Genomic DNA, 20,048 nt, shown 5'->3' with positions numbered 1-20,048 from the left:
GGCTGGATCACATGCGCTCCTGGAATCGTCCCGTCGTCCCGGCCCTTCCGGGGAACTCGTCCGCTCTGTTCCTGCACGACACGGCCTCGGCTGCGCTGGTGCACGCGCAGCCCACGGATGTCGCCCGACTCTACGTCTGTGGGATCACCCCCTACGACGCGACCCATCTCGGGCACGCGGCCACGTACCTCGCGTTCGACACGCTGCAGCGCGTGTGGCTCGATGCCGGCTACCAGGTCCACTATGCGCAAAACGTGACGGACATCGACGATCCGTTGCTTGAACGCGCCACGGCCACCGGCGTGGACTGGCGTGAACTTGCCGAGTCGCAGGTTGAACTCTTCCGCACCGACATGGAGGCCCTGCGCATCCTTCCGCCCGACGACTATGTTGCGGTGACCGACGTGATCGACGAGATCGCCGAGGCCGTGTGCCTGCTTGAGGAGGCGGGGTTGGCCTATCGGGTCGATACCCCGGATGCCGCGCTCGACGCGGCTGGTCTGCCGGGCTTCGACCTCTACTTTGATATCGCCGCCGCGGAGACGGCGGCTCCCTGGCGCCTCGGCGACGAGAGCAACCTCGATCGTGCGACGATGCTCGCGCTATTCGCCGAGCGCGGCGGTGACCCCGACCGTCCCGGCAAGCGCGATGTACTCGACCCGTTGCTCTGGCGCGCGGCCCGCGACGGCGAACCGTCGTGGCCGTCCCGTGTCGGGGCCGGGCGCCCGGGCTGGCACATTGAATGTTCCGTCATCGCTCTCAAGGAGCTGGGCACCGACTTTACGGTGCAGGGCGGCGGCAGCGACCTGATCTTCCCGCACCACGACATGAGTGCCGGGCACGCCGCTGCGCTCTCTGGGCATCCGCTCGCGGGTGTGTACAGCCACGCTGGCATGGTCGCCTACCAGGGCGAGAAGATGAGCAAGTCCCTCGGCAATCTGGTGCTGGTGTCGGGTTTGCGCGCTGCAGGCACTGATCCTCGGGCGATTCGCCTTGCGCTGTTGGCGGAGCACTACCGCAGCAACTGGGAATGGACCGGCGACAAGCTGGCCGGCGCCGAGGAACGCCTCGCACGGTGGAGCACGGCATTCGCCCCCGCGGCCGCGTCGTCGGCGAACGGCCTGGAGTCATCCGACGCCGTGATCGGTCGGCTGCGGGCGGCCCTCTGCAACGACCTCGACACGCCCACTGCCCTGCGGGTGCTCGACGAGGCGGCCGAGCACAACCTCGACAATCCGACCGCGCTGGCCGAGGCAATCGACGCGCTGCTCGGCGTGAAGCTCTAACGGTTCCGCCGGTCCGTACCTCGGGTTACGGCTAACCCGGCCCGTCGCCAGCTGGCCGTCCGTCGGCCCAGCCGTCTCGGCCGTCCCTGCCGTCACCACGCTTGCGCAGGTACTGCTCGAATTCGTGAGCGATCGCCTCACCGCTGGCTTCCGGCGAATCCACGGTGTCGCGTGCCTGCTCGAGTTGAGCGATGTACGCAGCCATCTCGTCGTCGTCGGCGGCGAGAGCGTTGATGCCGGTTTCCCACTCGGCGGCCTCGCTGACGAGGTCCCCGCGCGGAATGACAACGTCGATGATCTCTTCGAGTTTGTCGATGAGGGCGAGAACGGCTTTGGGGGATGGGGCGTTGTGAACGTAATGCGGTACGGATGCCCATATCGAAAGGGTGGGAATTCCCACGGTCTCCGCGGCATCCGAGAGCACACTCAGAATCCCGACCGGTCCCTCATAATTGCTGCGTTCAATCTGGAGTTCCGCACGCACCGAGGGGTTATCGCTCGACACAAAGATTGAGATGGGGCGGGTGTGCGGCACATCGGCGAGCATCGCTCCCAGAAAGACCATGCCACTGACGTCGGCGGCCAACGCAGCGTCGAGTATTTCGGCGGCAAAACTCTTCCAGCTGCGGGAGGGTTCGGTGCCGACAAGAAGGTAGATGTTGCCGGCGTTCGTACCGCTGATCTGCAACTGGGCGTCTTCGGCGAGGGGGATGCTCGCGATGCCGGGGGCTTCGGGGCCGTACATGACGGCTCCGGGCCACTCGATTTCTCGTTTGCCCTCGTCGTTGGCGCTGATCGTGGGGCGATTGAACTGGTAGTCGAAGTACAACTCGGGGTCGACGGCGGCGATTTCGTTCAGCGCGAGGAGCTCCTGGAGAGTGCGAACGGCACCGGTGGCCGCCTCGCCTGCATCGTTCCAACCTTCGAAGGCGACGACGAGGAGCCGTCCGCCTAAAAACCCATTGCCGTGTGCCACTCTGTGAAACCTCGCCCATTCCGAGCGCCGCGACGGCGCACCCACAGTCAAGGATAGGCCGTGCCCTCTACACTTGAACCCCGTGAACCTGATCCGAACCAATTCCTCTCTTCCTGCCGCAGTCCTGTGGGACATGGACGGGACCATTGTCGACACCGAGCCGTACTGGATGCTGGCCGAGACTGAACTCGTCGCGTCATTCGGGGGCACCTGGACGCATGAGGATTGCATGCAAATGGTCGGTAACGGGCTCGAGAAGTCGGCTGAAATCTTGCAGGGCGCCGGCGTCGACATGGAGATCGATGCAATCGTCACCCTGCTGACCAATCGGGTGCAAGAACAGCTCAACAGCCATGGACTGCCCTGGCGCCCTGGTGCGCTGGAACTCCTCACGGCCTTGTCTGCGGCCGGGGTTCCCATGGCGCTCGTCACCATGTCGTTGAAACGGATGGCCCAGCAGATTGCCGACAAGATCACCGAGCAACTCGGCGAGTCACCCTTTGCGACGATCGTCGCCGGAGACATGGTCACCGACCCTAAACCGCATCCTGAGGCCTATCTGCTCGCCGCAGACATCCTCGGTGTCGATCCCGTGCACTGCATCGCAATTGAAGACTCGGTGCCGGGCCTGGCCGCCGCGGTGTCGGCTGGAACCATCGCGATCGGTGTTCCCCACCAGATCGCCTTGGCCTCAGCCGACGACTACATCCTGTGGGCCAGCCTGGCCGGACGGGGGCTCGACGACCTTGCCGAGCTGTACCACGACCGGATCGGCTCCCTCGATTCGAACCACTCCGAAACCATCACCTCCCGCCCGACGGCGCACGAACTCGAGGACGTATCACGCGCATGAGCGACAACCAGGTCATCCAAAATAGCGGGCCCTTCCGAGTGGGCGACCGCGTGCAGCTCACCGGCCCCAAAGGCAAGCTGAACACCATCTCGCTCGAACCGGGCAAGGTCTTCCACACCCACCGAGGCATCCTGGCCCACGATGACATCATTGGGCTGCCGGACGGCTCGGTGGTCACCAACAATGTGGGCGTCGAGCACCTTGCGCTGCGCCCGCTGCTGAACGACTTCGTCATGTCGATGCCGCGTGGCGCAGCGATCATTTATCCGAAGGATGCCGCGCAGATTCTGGCTCAGGCCGACATCTTCCCCGGAGCCACCGTCGTCGAGGCCGGTGTCGGCTCGGGCGCTCTCTCGCTCTGGCTCCTGCGGGCCATCGGGCCATCGGGGCGCCTGGCCTCGTTCGAGCGCCGCGAAGAGTTCTCCGATGTTGCCCGCGACAACATCGCCACCTTCCTCGGGCACGACCCTGAGAATTGGACGATCACGCTCGGCGACCTGTCCGACGCGCTGCCCGACGTGATGGAAGCGCACAGCGTCGACCGCGTCGTGCTCGATATGCTCGCCCCGTGGGAATGCCTGCCGGCCGTTTCTGACGCGCTCAAGCCCGGCGGTGTGCTGCTGTGCTACGTGGCGACCGTCACACAGCTGTCGCGTGTCGCCGAGGCGATCCGGGGTTGTGGGCTGTACACGAACCCTGATTCAAACGAAACGATGGTACGCGGCTGGCACGTTGAGGGCCTTGCCGTGCGTCCCGACCACCGCATGATCGGACACACCGGCTTTCTCATCACGGCGCGACGCCTCGCACCGGACACCATCCTGCCCGAGCTGAAGCGTCGCCCGTCGAAAACCGACTTTGCCGATGCTGATTTTGAGGCCTGGACCCCGGGTGCTCTTGGAGAACGTAACGTGAGCGGAAAGAGCATGCGCAAGCGCGTGCGCGCCGCCGGCGCCAGCGCTGCGCTCTCGAAAGCGCGCGACCTCGACGCCGACTGAGTGCCTCGATCGCGGTTAGGATGGCGTGCGGCCCGCCACACGCGATTCGTGCCGCACCGACTTTCACTATCTTTGTACCCACACCCCGTATTGAATTGAGGACTTGTGCGTAAAGCATCAGCACTGATCGCCGTTGCCGCGCTGCTCGGCGTCGCTTTGACCGGCTGCAGCGCAGCCGACACGTCGGCGTCAGATTGTCAGTCGCCGGTCTCCGCCGGAGCCGCCTCCGCACTGATCGACGTCACCGGCGACTTCGGGAAGGCGCCCACGGTCGACTTTCCGACGCCGTTGAAGACCCAAAAGACCCAGCGCAGTGTGGTCATCCCGGGCACCGGACCCGATCTCGTCGAGGGCCAGATGGTGAAGGTTGACCTCAGCGTCTACAACGGAAGCACAGGCAAATCCATCGAGCAGACCGGGTACGACGGCACCAGCCAGCCGTCCCTCGTTCTGAGCGATGCCACGATCACCGGTTTGCGTGATGGCCTGCTGTGCGCTCAGCAAGGGTCCCGCGTCGCCGTCGCCGTGTCACCTGACGATGGTTTCGGCCCGCAGGGTGGCCAGGAAGCGCTCGGCGTCGCGAAAGATGATTCGCTCATCTTCGTGATCGACGTGGTCAAGGCTTACCTGCCGCGCGCCAACGGCGCCGACCAGCCGGAGATCTCCGGCCTACCCGCCGTCGTTCTCGGCGCGAAGGGTGAGCCTGGAATCACGATTCCAGCCGGAGCAGCACCGAACACGCTGAAGATTGGTCTGCTCAAGAAGGGCACGGGGGCCACCGTCAAGGAAGGCGACACGGTGACAGTTCAGTACACCGGTGTGGTCTGGGACACCAAGCTGGTCTTTGATTCCAGCTGGGAACGCGGCACTCCGGCACAGTTCGTTGCTGCTGACGGATCGAAGACTCAGGGCGGCGTCATCCCCGGCTTCGCCGAGGCGCTGATCGGCCAGAAGGTCGGTTCTCAGGTCATTGCTGTCATCCCGCCCGATCAGGGTTACGGCGAAAAGGCGTCCGAAAAGATTCCGGCGAACTCCACCTTGGTCTTCGTCGTCGATATCCTCGGCGTGAACTAACCAGTCGCAGCCCCCGCACTGCAGAATGCCCCGTACCCGCCGTCACCGGTAGGCGCGGGGCATTCGACTGGCTCGGGTCCCGAGTCGACCGCCCCAATCATCTAGAATCGCCCTTGTGCCGCCCATTTCTGAGAAACCACACGCTGTCGCGATCGAGGAACGACTGTTCAGCCTGGTGCTGGCGCTCATCGCCACTGAGATTGGGTTGACGAAGGCAGATATTCTGTCGACGGTGCAGGGCTACCGCCAGCGCTATGTCACGGGCGGTGACAACGCGAGTCTCGAACGCCAGTTTGAACGCGACAAGGACGACATCCGGGAACTCGGCATTCCACTGGAAACGATCGAACCGACCGATGACCCCGGCAGCAATCACTCCCTGCGTTACCGCATTCCCAAGGGGCTCTACGATCTGCCGAGCGACGTGGCGTTCACGCCGGATGAGCTCATGCTGCTGAAGCTGGCAGGAACGGTGTGGCGCGAAGGATCCCTCTCGACGGAGTCTCGGCGGGCGCTGACGAAACTCAGTTCATTGGGTGGTGAATCGACCGATCCGATTCTCGGCTATGCGCCGAGTGTACGTGCTCGAGAGGCGGCGTTCGAGCCGCTTGCCAAGGCGCTGGATCGCGGAACTGTTGTGGCGTTTCTCTACCTCAAGCCCGGGGAGATCGAGCCTCGACGGCGGCAGGTCGCTCCGCGAGCTCTGGTGCTACACGACGGCCGCTGGCATCTGTCCGCCACCGATCAACAGGCGTCCGCGTCCCGCACGTTCCTGCTCTCCCGCATCGTCGGCCCGGTGCAGAACGTTGCCGGCGCGACGAACGCGCCGCACAGCGAAGGCCAAGCGCAGGCGGCTCTCGATGAGCTTGACCGGCTCTGGCATGCCAATCTCGCCGAAATCGAGGTCGAGCCGGGCAGCGATGCAGCCGTGCGACTCGGCAGGCGGCAGCAGGGGACGGCACCGACTGAAACCAGCCTCACTCTGCACTACACCGACCTCAATATTCTCGCCGATGAGTTGGCGGGGTACGGCCCCGAGGTCACGGTGCACTCACCCGCGGCGCTTCGCCAAGCGGTGCGCAGCAGACTTGTCGGAGTGCGGGATGCCCACGGAATTCCGTCGACCCATGGCGAAAAGAGCACTGACGCATGAGCACCCGAGGCGGATTCGGCGCCGCCGACAAACTGACTTTCTTGCTCTCGTTGGTTCCCTACCTCACCGAACATGACGATGTGAGCGTTGCGGATGTCGCCACTCACTTCTCGGTGGGCGCAGACCGCGTGCGCGATGCCGTGCGACTCATCGCAATGTCCGGCATCCCCGGGGAGACGAGCCAATATCTGCACGGTGACCTCTTCGACATCCAGTGGGATGAATTCGAGCAGAACGACCGAATTGTGCTCACCCATTTGGTGGCCATCGACGACGCACCCCGGTTGAGTTCCCGCGAGGCTGCCGCGCTCATCGCCGGTCTGCAATATCTTTCGGCCTTGCCCGCGAACGCCGACCGTGAGGCCATCGCCTCGCTGATGGCCAAGCTCACCCGTGGTTCGTCAGGCACCCCGAGCGAACTTGCCGTCTCGGGGGCGGAGGCCGACCTGGCGCTCGCGACGATTCAGGCGGCCGTGCGTCACGGCGTGCAAGTCGAGTTCGACTATCTGAATGCTCGGGGCGAGCAGGTGCAGCGTCGGGTCGACGCGTTGCGCATCGAGTCGGTTGACAACGACTGGTACCTGCGCGGATGGGACCATCTGCGGCAGGCGGTGCGCACATTCCGGCTCGATCGTATGCGTGCCGTGCGCGAGACCGACTCGAATGTCGGTCAGCACGCCGCCGACGTCGTGGTCCCCGATCGCTTGTTCGAGGGTTCTGACGACGACGTGACTGTGCTCCTGGAACTTCCGGCCTCAGCCCTCGCATTGCTGGCCGATTACCGACCCGAAGGCGTCGAACCGAGCCCCACCGCACGAAGCGCTGATCTCATTCGGACGAGAGTACGCGTCGCTCATTTTCACGGCCTGAAACGTCTGGTCGCGAGTATGGCCGGCATCGTCACCGTCATCGAACCCGTGGCAGCGCGACAGGCGGTCGCCGAATGGGCAGCGGCCGGGGCCGCTTCGTACGACGACGAACCGTTGCCCGACCGGGCGGGGCACTAGCGGATGCCCTGGTGGTCGTGGGTTCTGATTTGGAGTGGTCTGGCTCTGGCGCTTGTGGCAATGATCGTCTGGTGTGCGCTGAGACTATTCGGCAAGCTCATGAAGGCCTCTGACGCATTGGCTGAGCTTGGCGATCGTGTCGCTGATGCGTTTGCCGGGGCCGATCCATTCGCGGATCCGTTCGCCGACCGAATCCGCGAGGGCGAGAATTCACTGCCAAAAATCCCGGCAATCTTTCAGGATGCCCACGAATTGTCCGTCCTGCGGGCCCGGAGCAGGGCCGACACGGCTCGCCGCCGGCAAGAACGTCGAGATGAGCGCGTTCGGCGCGGTAAACTGTTGAGTCATACTCCTTCGAACTAGAGGACACAGCCTCATGTTGCAAAACCTGACCGGATGGCACTTCGTGATCATCCTTTTCGTCGTTCTGCTGTTGTTCGGTGCTCCCAAGCTTCCGGGCCTCGCACGGAGCCTCGGGCAGTCGATGAAGATCTTCAAGAGTGAGATCAAGAGCGACAAGGTCGACGAACCGTCCAGCGAAGCGACCGCGCCGGTCGACCCCTCGACAAAGTCATAACTTTGGGGGCAGCGCGCGCCCCGCGAAGTACCAGTCGTGACGGAAAGATGTCGCTCGGCCAGCACCTCGTGGAGCTACGGAAGCGGTTGTACCTGGCCGCGGCTGGTCTTTTGCTCGGCGCCATTGCGGGCTGGTTCCTTTCGGATCTTGTCTGGGGTTCATTGCGTGAGCCGATTTACGCGATCATCGAAGCTCAGCACCGCAATGCTCAGATCAACTACCCCGACATCACCTCGGCATTCGATCTCAAGCTGAAGATCTCGCTCTACGTTGGCTTAATCGTCTCGAGTCCGATGTGGCTGTATCAGATCTTTGCTTTTCTCACGCCGGGCTTGACTCGCACAGAGAAGAAGTACACCTTCGGGTTTTTCTTCACGGCAGTGCCACTTTTCCTCGCCGGCTGTGCGGCGGGTTGGTTTGTGCTGCCCCATGTCGTCGAGCTCATGACCAGTTTTGCCCCATCCGAAGATGCCGCGTTGATCAACGCGCAGAACTATTTCGACTTTGTTCTGAAGCTCGTCGTGGCCATTGGTATCGCGTTCGTGCTGCCCGTTTTTCTTGTGCTGCTTAACTTCGCCGGCATCCTCAGCGCGGCGTCGATCATCAAATCGTGGCGTATTGCCATGTTGGTGATCATTCTCTTCACCGCGATCGCGACCCCCGCTGCCGACGTCGTGTCGATGTTTTTGCTCGCGATTCCGATGGTCGTGCTCTATTTCACGGCGTATGGCATTGCCTGGCTGCAAGACCGACGCGTCGCCGTGCGGGTAGCGGCGTTCAACAAGGAAGTGGCCGTCTAGGCCGGAATCTGTGACCGATAACCTGTCGCCCGCGGAGCGTTTCACCGCGGCACAAGCGCGAGCACGCCATCCGCGAGTTCAGAGTTTCCAAGCCGGCCTGTCGTTCGATCTGGATCCGTTTCAGGTCGCGGCGTGTAGCTCGATCGAAGACGGCAACAGTGTTCTTGTCGCTGCACCAACCGGTGCCGGGAAGACGATGGTTGCCGAGTTTGCGGTGTTTGTGTCGATGGCGCTTCCAACGGCGAAGGTGTTTTATACGGCACCGATGAAAGCCCTCAGCAACCAGAAGTTCCAGGAATTCGTCGCCACGTATGGCGCCGACGAGGTGGGGCTGCTCACGGGCGACACCAATATCAACGCCAATGCGCGGATCGTCGTGATGACCACCGAGGTTCTGCGCAACATGCTGTACGCAGACTCGGATCTTCTTCGCAACCTCGCGTTCGTCATCATGGACGAGGTGCACTACCTGGCCGACCGTTTTCGCGGTGCCGTCTGGGAAGAAGTGATCATTCACCTGCCGCAGACCGTGCGTTTGGTCTCGCTCAGCGCCACGGTGTCAAATGCCGAGGAGTTCGGTGACTGGCTTCAGGCCGTGCGTGGCAAAACTGATGTGATTGTGTCGGAGGAGCGGCCTGTTCCGCTCGAGCAGCATGCGCTGGTCAAGAGCACGCTGCTCGACCTGTTTGATTCATCCGCTCGAGCGGCCACCCACCGGGTCAACCCCGAATTGGTACAACTCACTCGAGGCGGCGGAGGCGGCGCGGCATCCGGTCTTGAAGGCGGTCGGCGCGGCGGCGGGGGACGCTACCACCAGCGCATGCAGCCTGAAATGGGGCGGATGGATCGCTCTGAAATCGTACGGATGCTCGACGGCAAGCATCTGCTTCCCGCCATTTTCTTCATTTTCAGCCGGGTCGGCTGCGACCAGGCCGTGCGTCAGGTGCTGCGTGCCGGAGTGCGTCTCACCGATGAACATGAGCGAGACGAGATTCGCGCTATCGTCGACGACCGGTGTCGCACACTTCTCGACGAGGACCTGGCCGTGCTCGGCTATTGGGAATGGCTTGACGGGCTCGAACGCGGGGTCGCGGCACACCATGCCGGCATGCTTCCCGCTTTCAAAGAGGTCGTTGAAGAACTGTTCCAGAAGAAGCTTGTCAAGGCCGTCTTTGCCACCGAGACGCTCGCCCTCGGCATCAATATGCCGGCCCGCACGGTGGTGCTCGACAAGCTCGAGAAGTTCAACGGTGAAGCTCGTGTTCCGATCACGCCGGGGGAGTACACCCAGCTCACGGGGCGCGCCGGGCGCCGGGGCATCGACGCGCTCGGTCACTCGGTCATCCAGTGGCAGCAGGGCCTCGACCCGCAGGCAGTCGCGTCGCTTGCCTCCCGCCGCACCTACCCGCTGAACTCCAGTTTCAAGCCCACGTACAACATGGCAGTGAATCTGATCGATCAGTTCGGCCGGACGCGCACCCGCGAGGTGCTCGAATCTTCGTTTGCGCAATTCCAGGCCGACCGGGCCGTTGTCGATCTAGCCAGAACCGTGCGCCAACAGGAGCAGTCTTTGGCCGGCTTTGCCGAGTCAATGAGCTGCCACCTGGGCGATTTCACCGAGTACTCGTCACTGCGCCGACAGCTGACCGATGCGGAACGTGAGAGCAACCACAGCGATCACGATTCACGCTCGGTGCGTGAGAAACGCCAGCGTGAACTGCAGAGTCTACGCAAACGGTTGAAGGCGCATCCGTGTCACCACTGCCCCGAACGCGAGCAGCATGCGCGCTGGGGCGAGCGTTGGTGGAAGCTCAAACGGCAGACGGATGCCCTCACCAAACAGATCAATTCCCGCACCGGAGCCATCGCTCGCATCTTTGATCGCGTAACCGACGTACTTCTCGGCTTCGACTATCTCGTCGCCGACCCGTCCGGCCAACTCACCCTCAGCGAGAGCGGCCGTACTCTGCGTCGCATCTACGCCGAACGCGATCTACTCGTTGCTGAGTCGCTGCGGCGCGGGCTCTGGAACCAGCTGGACGCGGCGGCTTTGGCCGCGATGGCGTGCGCTCTCGTCTTCGAGCCGCGGCGCGACGAGGGGCTTATCGACGCGCGGTATCTGCCGAAAGGGCCGTTCCGCCCCGCCTTGGACGACACTCAGGAGCTCTGGAGTCGTCTCGACGACCTCGAACGTGACCACCATCTGCCCGGGAGCAACCCGCTGGCGGTCGGGCTCAGCCTGGCCATGTGGAAGTGGGCTCGTGGTGCGGCACTGGGCGACGTCCTCGAGGAGGCAGACATGGCCGCCGGGGATTTCGTGCGCTGGACCAAACAGACAATCGACCTGCTCGATCAACTTTCCGTGGTGGCCGATGGGCACGTCGGCCGCACCGCACGCCAGGCGATGGATGCCGTACGCCGTGGCATCGTCGCTTACTCCTCGGTGGCGTAGGTGACGCGTCGACGCGAGCTCGTGCGCCTGCCACTCTGGGCCGCGGTGCTTCTCGCAGCCGGAGCCGGAGTAGTTCTGGACGCCGCATTCCCAGATCGCAATTGGTGGATGCTGGCACCCGTCGGGGTTGCCCTCATGCTGATCGCTCTGCTTGGGCGTGGTCCATGGACCGGCCTCGTCGTCGGCCTGGTTGCGGGTCTGTCCTTCTGGGCGGTTCACATCAGCTGGCTCACCCTCTACCTTGGCCCGGTACCCTGGCTGGCGCTGGCTGGGCTCGAAGCAATCTTCTTCGGCGTCGGGATGGCGCTGATCGCCGTTGTGCTGCAGTGGGGGCCTCGTGTGTGGCCGTCGGCGCTGGGTCGTCTCGGCATGGTGCCCGTCGTCGTTGCCGGGCTCTGGACGGCGCGTGAAGCGTGGTCGGCGGTCTGGCCCTACGGTGGGTTCGCCTGGGGCCGCGTCGCAATCTCACAGTCAGAGAGCCCCTTCAATTCTCTTGTCGTCTGGGTCGGGATGTCGGGTCTCACCTTTGTGGTGGTGTGGCTGAGTGCGCTCGTCGTTCAGCTGCTGCGGGAAGAGCATCTGGCAGCTTTGACTCGCGCGGGCGTTGCCATCGGAGCCGTGGCGCTTCTGTTGGTCCTCCCGGCCTGGCCGACGATTCAATCCGGCACAACTCGGCTTGCCGCCGTTCAGGGCGCTTCGGATGCCGGTCTCTTTGCACACAACGCGCCCGGGCAAATTCTGAACGACCACGCGTCCGCGACACTGCCGTTGGTGGGGGACAAGGTCGACTTCGTGGTCTGGCCCGAGAATGCCAGCGATATCGACCCCACACGGTCAGCAGAGGCCGCGAAGATCGTCAACTACATCAGTACTGCGATGGACGCGCCGCTGATCACCGGCACCATCACCGAGCGTGATGGCCTCTTCTACAACACATCATTGCTCTGGAAGGCGGGGCAGGGTGCGGTGCAGTGGTACGACAAGGTTCATCCGGTGCCGTTCGCCGAATACATGCCGGATCGAGCGTTCTGGCGCCCGTTTGCCCCGCAGCTGATCGACCTGATCTCACGTGACTATCAAATCGGCACCCGGAGCAACGTGTTTGACATCAACGGCATCCGTGCAGGAATAGCAATCTGTTTCGATATTGCCGACGACCAGCTGGTGCACGAGATGGTCGAGCGGAAGGCCGAGATCATTCTTGCGCAGACCAACAATGCCGATTTCGGGCACACTGACGAGAGCGTGCAGCAACTCGCGATCGCACGCTTGCGGGCGATCGAGGCCGGCCGTACCGTCGTGAACATCTCGACTGTCGGTTCCAGTGCGATCATTGCGCCTGACGGTTCGACGATCGCGAGTCTGCCCACCTGGGTTCCCGGGTCGATGGTCGAGACGGTGCCGCTCAGCACCACCGTCACTCCCGCCATGGCTGCCGGCCGGGGGATCGAATGGTTGCTCTCAGGCCTCGGACTCGCGGGCGCAGCGTTGTGCGTCTGGGGTGCAGTGGCGGCAGGCGCGGTGAAACGGAAAGCGTCACGCGGTTAACGGAGAAAGCCACGCGATATCGCGTGGCTTGATCCGGTCCGTACAGTGCTAAACGCATACAGTGCTAAACGCATACAGTGCTAAACGCATACAGTGCTAAGCGCATACAGTGCTGAACGAAGATCGGGCCTGTCTCCCGTCAGGCGCCGACTTTTCGTTGTCCGCGCCGGGCCCGCAGGAAGGCCAATCGTTCTTCGAGGAGCTCCTCGAGCTCGGGCACAGTGCGACGCTCCAACAGCATGTCCCATGGCGTACGCGCAATCTTTTCATCGGAGTGATCGACGATCACCGGCTTCGAATCGACCAGGCGCGTCGCGACGTGCGCGCAATGCTTGCACTCCCATTCATCGGGAGCTTCCGCGTCGGCAGAAAAGATCATGACTGTTTCCTGTCCGCATGTCGCGCACAGGTAGGTGTAACTGGCACGTGGGGAAAAGGTGACACCCTCTTCGGTCTGAAGGCTTTGTGCGCCTAATCTCATTCCACGCAAACTGCGATCCGCCATCGTGTGGTCTCCTCTCGCGATGCAACTTCTAGTTCTAACCCATCTAGCTGGGCGTTATCTTTCCGTTACACGACTTTGTGGAGCCAACTCTCAGGAATGGGCTGCGATCACGGCCCGCGCAATGTCACAGCGGTCTGTCATGATGCCGTCGACCCCGAGGTTTAGAAGTCGTGTCATTGCGTGGGGATCGTTCACAGTCCACACGTGTACCTCCACTCCGGCGGCGTGCATCACCCGCACAAAGCGAGGTGTGACGATTCTCAGGAACTTGACCTGCTCAGGAACCTGCACCGCCTGAACATCGCTCAGAATGCGCCGAAGTTGACGGGCCGTTCCGAGCGAGCTGGCGGCGAGAACTCGCTGCAAGATGGCTGTCGACGCCGAGGTGGCGACGCCGGGCAGCAACTCGACGGCGGAAACCCGATTGCTTTCGGAGAACGAGCCGATCAACACACGGTCTGTCGCGCGAGCGTCGAGTATGGCTCGCGCGGCAGGAACCGCGGCGCCGGCGACTTTGATGTCGAGGTTGAATCGTGCGTGCGGGAAAGCGCTGAGGGCGTCGGCGAGCGAACAGAATGATTGTCCGGCACCCAGGGTGATGCGGCGAAGCTCTGACATGGTCATCTGGTTGACACGGACGGCGCGTCCCGCGAGACGCTGTAAATCAGGGTCATGGCTGAGCACGGCCACGCCGTCCTGGCTGACGTGTACATCCGTTTCGAGATAACCGACACCTGTTGAGAGGGCGTTCGCGAACGCAAGCAGCGTGTTTTCGGGGGCCTCCAGCGCGAGTCCTCGATGCGCGAAGACGCGCGGTCGCGGGGATGAGAAGAAGGCGGAGCGTGAGCCCGCTGACATGGGGACTTTAGCCCTGCTGGAACGGGGGAGCGGAGGCCGGTCCAGCAGCGGGGCCTCCAGCGCCCGGGGCTCCCTTCGTGCCAAAAGCCTGGCCGATACCCTTCATCGCCTCGGTGAACTCGCTGGGGATGACCCAGAGCTTGTTGGCGCTGCCCTCGGCCAGTTTCGGCAGGGTCAATAGGTACTGGTAGGCCAGGAGCTTCGGGTCGGCGTCGCCGTCGTGGATCGCCTTGAACACGGTGGTGATGGCCTCTGCCTCGCCCTGTGCACGCAACACCGCGGCTTTGGCGTCACCCTCGGCCGAGAGGATCGCGGCCTGCCGGGCGCCCTCTGCCGTGAGGATTGCAGACTGCTTCGTACCCTCTGCGGTCAAGATGAGGGCACGCCGGTCACGCTCGGCCCGCATCTGCTTTTCCATCGAATCCTGGATGGAGTGAGGCGGGTCGATAGCCTTGAGTTCCACACGGCCGACGCGAATTCCCCATTTTCCGGTTGCTTCGTCAAGAACGATGCGCAACTGTCCGTTGATGTTGTCTCGGCTGGTCAGGGCCTCTTCGAGATTCAGCCCGCCGACCACGTTGCGCAGCGTGGTCGTAGTGAGCTGTTCGACGGCACCCAGATAGTTGGCGATCTCGTATGTCGCTGCGCGGGCATCCGTCACCTGGAAGTAGACGACGGTGTCGATCGAGACCACCAAGTTATCTTCGGTGATGACCGGTTGCGGAGGAAACGAGACAACCTGTTCACGCATGTCGATCAGCGGACGAAGTCGGTCGACGAAAGGAATAAGCATGTTCAGGCCCGGCATGAGCGTCTTGTGATAGCGACCGAGTCGCTCCACGACGCCGGCGCTGGCCTGGGGAATGATGCGCACGGTCTTAAAGAGCGCGACGATCAGGAATGCCACGAGGGCCAGAACGACGAGAACGACGACGACGAGCAAAACGATTGAGCCGGTGTCGGTCATGATGACGTCCTTTCAGTGGGAACGACGATTGCCGTCGCTCCATCGATTTCAGCTACGGTAATCGTCTCTCCCGGTTCGACCGTCCGCGAGGGGGTCGCGGGGGAGAGGCGAGCGGTCCAGGTTTCGCCGTTGTCAAGCTGTACCTGACCACCGGTCTCGGTGATGGAGAGCACAACTCGCCCACCGAGGCCGAGCAGGGCGTCCACGTTGGTCTTGCTGGGGTCTCCGCCGCGTTTCAGAGCCCTGAGCAACGGCGGACGGATGGCGAGCAGCAGCAAGAGGGAGACGCCGACGGCGATGATCAGCTGCAGCCACCAGGGTGCGTTGAGCAAGCCCGAGAGCAGGCCGCCCAGGCTGCCGAGAGCGATCATGAAGAACGTCAGTTCCAGGGTCACCATCTCGACCGTCACAAAGACCAAAATAAGCGCGAGCCAGATGATCCAGCCGTAGTCCGAAATGAACGTCTCCATGGGCCCCCTCTTCTCAATTCTCTTCTGACGCTAGCAGGTGCACGATGGGATCAACGGGCTTCATTGGTAGTGTCGTTTTGTTGAACCCGATCTATTTTGAGGAGTACGTGTGACCAATCCACTTGCAGCAGGAACACTCGAGGGCAAGCGTGTACTCGTCACCGGTTCATCCCGGGGGATCGGCGCCGATACGGTCGGCTACTTTGCCGAGGCGGGCGCGCAGGTCGTCATCAACTTCCGTAATAAGGAGGCACGTGCCGTCAAGCTGGCCAATGCGATTCGTGCGGCCGGTGGAACGGCACTGACCGTCGGTGCCGACCTGACCGACGCCGAGTCAGTGCGCAGCATGCTCAGCGTCATCGAGACCGAATTCGGCGGCCTGGACATCCTGGTGATGAACGCGTCGGGTGGCATGGAGAGTGGCATGGCGGCCGACTATGCGATGCAGCTCAATCGCGACGCTCAGGTCGCCGTGCTGCGCAGCGCCCTGCCACTTCTTGGTGAGGGAGCTCGCGTCGTCTTCGTGACCAGCCACCAGGCTCACTTTATTGAAACCACGCCGACCATGCCGGAGTACGAGCCCGTCGCGCGCAGCAAGCGGGCGGGGGAGGACGCATTGCGTGCGCTCATCCCCGAGCTGGCGGCGAAGGGGATCGAATTCGTGGTGGTCTCCGGCGACATGATCGAGGGCACCATCACCGCAACACTGTTGGAGCGGTCGAATCCCGGCGCGCTGAGCCTCCGTAAAGAGTCGGCCGGCCGTCTCTACAACGTCAGCGAATTCGCGGCCGAAATTGCACTCGCCGCGGTGGAGCCGGTTCCGGCAGGCAACACGCGCTACGTCGGCGATGTTTCAGGATTTGGCGCGTAACCGTCGCTCCGGAATGCACGCGCAGGGCGCTCCGCTGAGGGGCGCCCTGCGCATTATGTCAAGAGTTAGGAGGCGCCGGCGAGCCGCTTGAGCGCACGGCCGAAGGTGAAGGCCTGCACAAGCTGGATCACGCCGGAAATCAGCAGAAAAATTCCGCCGATCACGACGAGTACATTGATTGACTCCAGCGGCGAGATCAGTACGACGATTCCGGCGAGCACACTGATAATCCCGAATACGATTCCGAACCAGCGGCTCGAGTCGCTGGCGGTTTCAACGATTGCCGCGATTCCTTCGATGATCCACGAGATTCCGATGATCATCGCCAGCACCACCAGTGAGTTCAACGGGTTTCTGATTGTCACGATGCCGGCAACGATGAGCAGCACCCCCAGAAGAATCGCGAGCACCCGAACGCCGGCGCTTGTGCCGGCTGCGAAGATGCCCCGGGCCACCCGGAAGATTCCGGTGACGAGAAAGTACACGCCGAACAGTACGGCAACGATGGCGACAGTTTTTTGCGGCCAGGTCAGCATCAGGACCGCGAGAACGATTGCGAGAATTCCGCTCAGTGCGATTGCGATCCGAATCCACATGACTTCTGATTTGGTCAGCCGCGCTGAGTCGATTGTGAGATCAAATACCGTGATTCCGTTGGACATCGTCGTTCCCCTCGGTCGATCGTGATCGGTGCTGCGTATCACGGCGTTACCGCTGTGCGTTGGGCACCAACGCTAGCCCAGTTCCCGCCTGTGTCGGAAGTAAGAAATCCACTTTCTGATACTTTCCGCACTGTGTCCGATAATGCACATTATGTCAGCTTGTGTGTGTTGGGTACGGGAATCGCCTCCCCCCGCGTATCGATATGGTCGCACTCCAGGCAGTGACTATTCGGCTGTGGGATCCGGCTTCGCGTCGGCGTTGATGACCATACCGAACTCATTCACCCGCTTGAAGACGTCGCGGTCTCCGGCCGTGACTGGCGGACCCGGACAGATCAGAAGCGTGTTCTGGCTCGAGTGATCGATCGTGTGTTCCTGCATCGAGTGACCGCAGATCGGGCACACCGAGAGGTTGCTGATCGTGGTCGCCTCGTAGATACCAGCCGGCGGGTTCTCAAAGGCCGGTCGCAATTTGTCCTCGACCCATTCAAAAAGGTGCGCGTATGTCCCGGCTGCGCGGGACTTTCTGTCCTCTACCATGTTGCACACCCTACGCCGCATCAGGCTGGCCGCGCAGAAATCTTTCTGCGTCAACGCCAGCAATCAGGCTTCGCCGAATCCTGATTCGATGAGCGCAGCCAAAGCCGTGACGGCGTCGGTGCCACCGGGGTCAGCGGAGGCGAGCTCGACCTGGGTGCCCTGGGTCAGACCAAGCGCCATGATTCCCAGAAGGCTCTTCGCGTCGGTTCCGTTCACCGTCACCCGGGCGGTAAACGTGGTGGCGAGCTTGACGAATTCTGCGGCAGGCCGGGCATGGAGCCCGTCCCGGTTGCGAAGGGTGACTGTGCGGCTCACTTTCTGCTCGGAGGGTGGCGCTTCAGTCGAACTGGGTGTGGACACCGATGCCGTTCTCGCGGCTGCCACAACTGCCTCAAGGTCTCCCCCGCTTTCAGCCGCTACTGCCGCGGCAACACCGCCTTCGACCAGCGCCGCGTCAACTATTACGACGCGTGCGGCCAGAAGGGGGTCGAGAAAATCTCGAGCGGTTTCTGCCGTCAAATAGGCGGAGCCGAGATCGCCCAGGATCACGACCCCGGCGCCGGTGTCCGCTGCTGATACAGCGGCAAGAACACGGTCGAAGCTTGTGCCGAGCTCACCGTCTGCTGTGCCGCCGGCTGAAACAAGCGTGGTCTGAGGTGCCATCTGGCGTGCCAACTCGACGAGACCGTCAGCGATTTGAGCGCTGTGCGAGACGAAGACCAGGCCGACGCGTCCGGATTTCGAGTCGGCATCGGTAGCGCTCGTCATGAGTTGGCGCTTTCAGCAGCGGCATGCAAGATCAGCGCGGAGGATTCAGCACCTGGATCGCGATGGCCGATCGCACGCTCCCCGAGATAGCTCGCCCGACCCTTACGGGCAATCCACGACTCGGTGTCGAGCGCTCCAGCCGAGGCCGCGTCGGCGGCAGCGATCAGGATCGCCGTTGGCGTCGCGCCGGAGGCGTGAGAGCGGGCGGCCGCATCGACTGCAGGGGTCCAGGCATCCACCATCGTCTTGTCGCCGGCCTCGGCCTTTCCGCGAAGCACAACTCCATCGCGGGCGGCGGCAAGAAGGTCGACAATCGCTTGGCCATCAAGCACCGTAAGGCCGGCAATGCGAACCGAACCTTTGAGGAACGCGGTGCCGTAGAGCGGTCCGGCGGCCCCGCCGACCGTCGAGATCAGCGTGGTCGCCACGAGCTTGAAGACATCGGCCGGCGTTGCATCCGCCGGCAAAGCGTCAAGCTGTGGTAGCACCGCTTGAAAGCCCCGATCGAGGTTTTCTCCGTGATCGCCATCGCCGATATCGCGGTCGAGCGTGTTCAGCGCGGCCCGATGTTCGCTGATCTTTTGTGCGCTGAGTGTAATCCAGGCCCGTGCCCAGTCGCCGCCGAGACTCATCATCTATCCTCTATCTTCCCCACCGCAGTGCCGCGGTCTCAACCGGGGCGTCCCACAACTCAGTGAGTTCCTCATCAAGCTTGAGCAGGGTCACTGAGGCCCCCTGCATCTCCAGAGAGGTTGTGAAGTTGCCGACCAAACGCCGGGTGACGTCGATGCCGGCTGCAGCGAGAACTTCTGCCGCCCGTCGAAAGATAATGTACAGCTCAATCAGCGGGGTACCGCCCATGCCGTTGACGAGCAACAGAACCGTGTCGCCACTCGCAAACGGCAGGTCCGTGAGGATGGCATCCAGGAGGCGGTCGACGATGGCATCCGCCGGTTCCAGTTTGATGCGTTCGCGTCCGGGCTCACCGTGGATACCGATTCCTATCTCGATCTCATCCTCAGCCAAGGTGAAGCTCGGCTCCCCCGCGTGCGGAACCACGCAGGGAGTCAAGGCCACCCCCATCGTGCGCACGTTGGCGTTGACCTTCTCGGCAATTCGCACCACAGACGCGAGGTCGTCGCCCCGTTCGGCGGCTGCCCCGGCGATCTTTTCGACGAGCACTGTGCCCGCCACCCCCCGGCGTCCCGCGGTGTACAGCGAATCCTTGACCGCCACGTCGTCGGTGATGATGACGGCGCGGACCTCAATGTCCTCTGCAGCGGCGAGGTCGGCGGCCGTCTCGAAGTTGAGCACGTCGCCCGTGTAGTTCTTGACGATGTGGAGCACCCCGGCTCCCCCGTTCACGGCCTGTGTCGCGGCAAGAATGGGATCGGGCGTCGGCGAGGTGAACACGGGGCCCGGTACAGCAGCATCCAGCATGCCAACGCCGACGAATCCAGCATGCAGCGGTTCGTGGCCGCTGCCGCCACCGCTGACGATGCCCACTTTGCCCGCAACAGGCGCATCGCGTCGAACGATGTAAGTCGGTTCCTGCGACACTCGCACCAGGTCGGGATGGGCGGCCTGGAATCCCGCTACGGCTTCGGCAACTACGTTCTTCGGATCATTGATGAGTTTCTTCATGACTGTCCGTTCTATCAGGAGCTCCTGGCTCCAAACTAC

General features: G+C 62.9%; 22 protein-coding genes. 11 read left to right on the top strand and 11 right to left on the bottom strand.

Going from position 1 to position 20,048, the window contains the following annotated elements; translation table 11 throughout:
- Positions 1-11 precede the first annotated feature (11 nt).
- Positions 12-1,286 (top strand): cysteine--1-D-myo-inosityl 2-amino-2-deoxy-alpha-D-glucopyranoside ligase, encoded by a 1,275-nt coding sequence (gene mshC / locus HNR05_RS05410; protein WP_179578094.1) that lies wholly within the window; start codon positions 12-14, stop codon positions 1,284-1,286.
- A 31-nt stretch (positions 1,287-1,317) separates the two neighbouring features.
- On the opposite strand, the gene HNR05_RS05405 is transcribed toward mshC, so the two are convergent.
- Entirely contained in the window at positions 1,318-2,262 is a 945-nt protein-coding gene (locus HNR05_RS05405) for a proteasome assembly chaperone family protein (protein ID WP_343062472.1), read from the bottom strand.
- Between the two features lie 133 nt (positions 2,263-2,395).
- On the opposite strand from HNR05_RS05405, the gene HNR05_RS05400 reads away from it, so the two are divergent.
- The 5 genes from HNR05_RS05400 to HNR05_RS05380 all read left to right on the top strand — a co-directional run bounded on the left by HNR05_RS05400 (position 2,396) and on the right by HNR05_RS05380 (position 7,347).
- Entirely contained in the window at positions 2,396-3,115 is a 720-nt protein-coding gene (locus tag HNR05_RS05400; protein ID WP_179578092.1) for an HAD family hydrolase, read from the top strand.
- Positions 3,112-4,113 (top strand): tRNA (adenine-N1)-methyltransferase, encoded by a 1,002-nt coding sequence (locus HNR05_RS05395; RefSeq protein WP_179578091.1) that lies wholly within the window; start codon positions 3,112-3,114, stop codon positions 4,111-4,113. The genes HNR05_RS05400 and HNR05_RS05395 overlap by 4 nt, the downstream gene beginning before the upstream one ends.
- Positions 4,114-4,218: 105 nt before the next feature.
- Positions 4,219-5,187: an FKBP-type peptidyl-prolyl cis-trans isomerase gene (locus HNR05_RS05390; RefSeq protein WP_179578090.1), complete on the top strand. Its 969-nt coding sequence runs from the start codon at positions 4,219-4,221 to the stop codon at positions 5,185-5,187.
- 115 nt (positions 5,188-5,302) lie between these two features.
- Positions 5,303-6,340: a WYL domain-containing protein gene (locus HNR05_RS05385; RefSeq protein ID WP_179578089.1), complete on the top strand. Its 1,038-nt coding sequence runs from the start codon at positions 5,303-5,305 to the stop codon at positions 6,338-6,340.
- Complete coding sequence (locus HNR05_RS05380; RefSeq protein ID WP_179578088.1) at positions 6,337-7,347, top strand: helix-turn-helix transcriptional regulator; 1,011 nt, start codon at positions 6,337-6,339, stop codon at positions 7,345-7,347. The genes HNR05_RS05385 and HNR05_RS05380 overlap by 4 nt, the downstream gene beginning before the upstream one ends.
- Before the next feature lie 210 nt (positions 7,348-7,557).
- Here the strand turns inward: HNR05_RS05380 and HNR05_RS05375 are convergent, their stop codons facing one another.
- Positions 7,558-7,695 (bottom strand): hypothetical protein, encoded by a 138-nt coding sequence (locus tag HNR05_RS05375; RefSeq protein ID WP_179578087.1) that lies wholly within the window; start codon positions 7,693-7,695, stop codon positions 7,558-7,560.
- Positions 7,696-7,723: 28 nt separating this feature from the next.
- Between HNR05_RS05375 and HNR05_RS05370 the strand changes: the two genes are divergently transcribed.
- The 4 genes from HNR05_RS05370 to lnt are packed head-to-tail and all read left to right on the top strand — an operon-like array spanning position 7,724 to position 12,724.
- A complete protein-coding gene (locus HNR05_RS05370; protein WP_179578086.1) occupies positions 7,724-7,924 on the top strand; it encodes a Sec-independent protein translocase subunit TatA in 201 nt (66 codons plus the stop codon).
- 47 nt (positions 7,925-7,971) lie between these two features.
- Positions 7,972-8,724 carry a twin-arginine translocase subunit TatC gene (gene tatC, locus HNR05_RS05365; RefSeq protein WP_179578085.1) on the top strand — a complete coding sequence of 251 codons (753 nt, stop codon included), beginning with the start codon at positions 7,972-7,974 and terminating at the stop codon, positions 8,722-8,724.
- Positions 8,725-8,734: 10 nt separating this feature from the next.
- The gene (locus tag HNR05_RS05360; protein ID WP_179578084.1) at positions 8,735-11,176 is read left to right on the top strand and encodes a DEAD/DEAH box helicase; all 2,442 of its coding nucleotides are present in this window, start codon (positions 8,735-8,737) and stop codon (positions 11,174-11,176) included.
- Positions 11,177-12,724, top strand: coding sequence for an apolipoprotein N-acyltransferase (gene lnt / locus HNR05_RS05355; RefSeq protein ID WP_343062470.1), 1,548 nt, complete (start codon positions 11,177-11,179; stop codon positions 12,722-12,724).
- Positions 12,725-12,863: 139 nt separating this feature from the next.
- On the opposite strand, the gene HNR05_RS05350 is transcribed toward lnt, so the two are convergent.
- The 4 genes from HNR05_RS05350 to HNR05_RS05335 form a co-directional block, all read right to left on the bottom strand.
- On the bottom strand, positions 12,864-13,229 hold the full coding sequence (locus HNR05_RS05350; protein ID WP_179578083.1) for an RNA polymerase-binding protein RbpA: 366 nt from the start codon (positions 13,227-13,229) through the stop codon (positions 12,864-12,866).
- Positions 13,230-13,319: 90 nt separating this feature from the next.
- The gene (locus HNR05_RS05345) at positions 13,320-14,087 is read right to left on the bottom strand and encodes a glycerophosphodiester phosphodiesterase family protein (protein WP_179578082.1); all 768 of its coding nucleotides are present in this window, start codon (positions 14,085-14,087) and stop codon (positions 13,320-13,322) included.
- A gap of 7 nt (positions 14,088-14,094) precedes the next feature.
- Positions 14,095-15,054 carry an SPFH domain-containing protein gene (locus HNR05_RS05340; RefSeq protein ID WP_179578081.1) on the bottom strand — a complete coding sequence of 320 codons (960 nt, stop codon included), beginning with the start codon at positions 15,052-15,054 and terminating at the stop codon, positions 14,095-14,097.
- Positions 15,051-15,524: an NfeD family protein gene (locus HNR05_RS05335; RefSeq protein ID WP_179578080.1), complete on the bottom strand. Its 474-nt coding sequence runs from the start codon at positions 15,522-15,524 to the stop codon at positions 15,051-15,053. The genes HNR05_RS05340 and HNR05_RS05335 overlap by 4 nt, the downstream gene beginning before the upstream one ends.
- Positions 15,525-15,633: 109 nt before the next feature.
- Between HNR05_RS05335 and HNR05_RS05330 the strand changes: the two genes are divergently transcribed.
- The gene (locus HNR05_RS05330; protein WP_179578079.1) at positions 15,634-16,395 is read left to right on the top strand and encodes an SDR family oxidoreductase; all 762 of its coding nucleotides are present in this window, start codon (positions 15,634-15,636) and stop codon (positions 16,393-16,395) included.
- A gap of 65 nt (positions 16,396-16,460) precedes the next feature.
- Here the strand turns inward: HNR05_RS05330 and HNR05_RS05325 are convergent, their stop codons facing one another.
- From HNR05_RS05325 to dhaK, 5 genes are all read right to left on the bottom strand, one after another.
- A complete protein-coding gene (locus HNR05_RS05325) occupies positions 16,461-17,057 on the bottom strand; it encodes an HdeD family acid-resistance protein (RefSeq protein ID WP_179578078.1) in 597 nt (198 codons plus the stop codon).
- Positions 17,058-17,282: 225 nt separating this feature from the next.
- Positions 17,283-17,597, bottom strand: a complete 315-nt coding sequence (locus HNR05_RS05320) for a hypothetical protein (protein ID WP_179578077.1) — start codon at positions 17,595-17,597, stop codon at positions 17,283-17,285.
- A 63-nt stretch (positions 17,598-17,660) separates the two neighbouring features.
- Entirely contained in the window at positions 17,661-18,365 is a 705-nt protein-coding gene (gene dhaM / locus HNR05_RS05315; protein ID WP_179578076.1) for a dihydroxyacetone kinase phosphoryl donor subunit DhaM, read from the bottom strand.
- The gene (gene dhaL / locus HNR05_RS05310; protein ID WP_179580595.1) at positions 18,362-18,997 is read right to left on the bottom strand and encodes a dihydroxyacetone kinase subunit DhaL; all 636 of its coding nucleotides are present in this window, start codon (positions 18,995-18,997) and stop codon (positions 18,362-18,364) included. The genes dhaM and dhaL overlap by 4 nt, the downstream gene beginning before the upstream one ends.
- A gap of 10 nt (positions 18,998-19,007) precedes the next feature.
- The gene (gene dhaK, locus HNR05_RS05305; protein WP_179578075.1) at positions 19,008-20,009 is read right to left on the bottom strand and encodes a dihydroxyacetone kinase subunit DhaK; all 1,002 of its coding nucleotides are present in this window, start codon (positions 20,007-20,009) and stop codon (positions 19,008-19,010) included.
- Positions 20,010-20,048 lie beyond the last annotated feature (39 nt).

Source organism: Leifsonia psychrotolerans, from assembly GCF_013410665.1.
In the GTDB taxonomy this organism is placed as follows: domain Bacteria; phylum Actinomycetota; class Actinomycetes; order Actinomycetales; family Microbacteriaceae; genus Cryobacterium; species Cryobacterium psychrotolerans_A.
This window is presented reverse-complemented; position numbering and strand designations above follow the sequence as displayed.

Coding starts and splice junctions, on each gene's coding strand:
- HNR05_RS05340 (WP_179578081.1), bottom strand. CDS start 15,054: ATGACCGACACCGGCTCAATCGTTTTGCTCGTCGTCGTCGTTCTCGTC.
- HNR05_RS05350 (WP_179578083.1), bottom strand. CDS start 13,229: ATGGCGGATCGCAGTTTGCGTGGAATGAGATTAGGCGCACAAAGCCTT.
- HNR05_RS05345 (WP_179578082.1), bottom strand. CDS start 14,087: ATGTCAGCGGGCTCACGCTCCGCCTTCTTCTCATCCCCGCGACCGCGC.
- dhaK (WP_179578075.1), bottom strand. CDS start 20,009: ATGAAGAAACTCATCAATGATCCGAAGAACGTAGTTGCCGAAGCCGTA.
- HNR05_RS05335 (WP_179578080.1), bottom strand. CDS start 15,524: ATGGAGACGTTCATTTCGGACTACGGCTGGATCATCTGGCTCGCGCTT.
- HNR05_RS05325 (WP_179578078.1), bottom strand. CDS start 17,057: ATGTCCAACGGAATCACGGTATTTGATCTCACAATCGACTCAGCGCGG.
- HNR05_RS05400 (WP_179578092.1), top strand. CDS start 2,396: ATGGACGGGACCATTGTCGACACCGAGCCGTACTGGATGCTGGCCGAG.
- HNR05_RS05380 (WP_179578088.1), top strand. CDS start 6,337: ATGAGCACCCGAGGCGGATTCGGCGCCGCCGACAAACTGACTTTCTTG.
- dhaL (WP_179580595.1), bottom strand. CDS start 18,997: ATGAGTCTCGGCGGCGACTGGGCACGGGCCTGGATTACACTCAGCGCA.
- HNR05_RS05320 (WP_179578077.1), bottom strand. CDS start 17,597: ATGGTAGAGGACAGAAAGTCCCGCGCAGCCGGGACATACGCGCACCTT.
- tatC (WP_179578085.1), top strand. CDS start 7,972: ATGTCGCTCGGCCAGCACCTCGTGGAGCTACGGAAGCGGTTGTACCTG.
- HNR05_RS05375 (WP_179578087.1), bottom strand. CDS start 7,695: ATGACTCAACAGTTTACCGCGCCGAACGCGCTCATCTCGACGTTCTTG.
- dhaM (WP_179578076.1), bottom strand. CDS start 18,365: ATGACGAGCGCTACCGATGCCGACTCGAAATCCGGACGCGTCGGCCTG.
- mshC (WP_179578094.1), top strand. CDS start 12: ATGCGCTCCTGGAATCGTCCCGTCGTCCCGGCCCTTCCGGGGAACTCG.
- HNR05_RS05370 (WP_179578086.1), top strand. CDS start 7,724: ATGTTGCAAAACCTGACCGGATGGCACTTCGTGATCATCCTTTTCGTC.
- HNR05_RS05395 (WP_179578091.1), top strand. CDS start 3,112: ATGAGCGACAACCAGGTCATCCAAAATAGCGGGCCCTTCCGAGTGGGC.